This window comes from Streptomyces sp. RP5T (assembly GCF_003933965.1).
Taxonomy (GTDB): domain Bacteria; phylum Actinomycetota; class Actinomycetes; order Streptomycetales; family Streptomycetaceae; genus Streptomyces.
Window position 1 is genome coordinate 1 of sequence record NZ_RSAJ01001060.1, and the last position, 1,450, is coordinate 1,450.

The 1,450-nt window shown below is 75.0% G+C and carries 1 protein-coding gene and 1 pseudogene; both read right to left on the reverse strand.

Annotated elements, in window-relative coordinates; genetic code table 11:
• Nucleotides 1-933 (reverse strand): sensor histidine kinase (locus EHS43_RS44455; protein ID WP_148104340.1); only part of this gene is annotated, 933 nt, incomplete at its 3' end.
• A pseudogene (locus EHS43_RS44460) lies at nucleotides 926-1,450 on the reverse strand (acyltransferase); the annotation flags it as partial. The gene EHS43_RS44455 and the pseudogene EHS43_RS44460, both read right to left, overlap by 8 nt.

Below are 1,450 nucleotides of genomic sequence, written 5' to 3' on the forward strand. Positions count from 1 at the left end.
GTGCGGGGCGGTGCCGGTGGCGGGGTCGGCGGACTCCTGTGCCGCGTCGGGGTGTTCGGCCCGAAGCACGCCGAGGACCCGGCGCAGCTCGGTCAGCGCCTCCAGCGCGTTCTGCCGGATGCCGTCGAGGTTCTCCCGGAGCTCCTCGGAGGGATTGTCGACGAGGTGCGGGGCGACCTGGGCCTGGATCGAGATGACGGACATGTGGTGGGCGACGACGTCGTGCAGTTCGCGGGCGATCCGGCTGCGCTCCTCCAGCAGGGTGCGGCGGGCCCGCTCCTCGGCGGTGAGCGTGGTCTGCGCGACGAGCGCCCTGCTGGCCTCCCGGCGGCCGCGCAGGGCGGTGCCGAGCACGACCACCACGGTGAACAGGATGGCCGCGAGGACCCCGGTGGGCTGGAAGTCGGCCGCGCCCAGCACCCCCTCGACGAGGTACGTGAGCAGCAGGGTCACCGCGAGCGCCTCCGCGGCCACGCGCGTGGGCACCCGCAGGGCGAGCAGCAGCAGCACGGCCATGTGCCCGATGAGTCCGGCGGACGTCCAGGGCCAGGTGAAGTCGTGCGCGCCCCCGGCCAGCAACTGCCGGCGCACCTCGACGGCACCGACCAGCATGGCCAGGGTCGACAACCACCACGCCGGGACGGGCCGCCACAGCGCGAACACGACGGCGGCACCCTGGGCGAGACCGATCGCGAAGGCGAGGCTGAGCCCCACCCCGCCGTTGTCCTGGAGCTGCGCCACGGCGCCGACCGTGACCCCGAAGGCGACCAGGCACAGCAGACCGTGCGGCAGCCAGCGCAGCCACAGGGACGGCGGCATGGGGTCGGCACGGAGCGTGCACAGGTCGGCGCGCAGCACCCGCAGCAAGCGCCGCACACGGCCCACGACCACCTGCCGGACCCCCGTCTCCGTCACGCCGACCACCCTAGACACGCCGCGCCTCCTTCGCTGCCGCCGGACCGGTCCCGCGGTGGACCCGGACCACCCGTGACGAGCGGCCCCCGGTCCGGCGCGGACCCTGCTCGAAGGACCGGAAGGCCGACCGGCAGACCGCCAGGACGAGAACGAACACCGGCAGCCAGGCCAGCCGGGCGGCCACCCACTCCAGCCCGTCGGGCACGGTGTGCAGCCCCGGCAGCCTGCCGAGCGCGAGACCGGTGGCCGTGGTGGCCATCAGCGCCGTCTGGTGCCACAGGAAGATCGTCATGGCGAAGAGGTTGACCAGCGCCACCGCCGCCCAGACCACGGGCCGCCGCATGCCCCCGCGCAGCCGGTCGCGCAGCAACAGGGCCAGTCCGCACTGGGCCAGCCCGAAGGTGACGGCGGCCAGGGTCGGCGGGTTCAGGTTGGAGACGCCGGCGCCCGGCACCCCCACCATGGACGCCGGATACCCGGCCCAGGCGACGAGCAGCGCGGTCGCCGCCGCCCCGCCCCCGAGCAGCAGCCATCC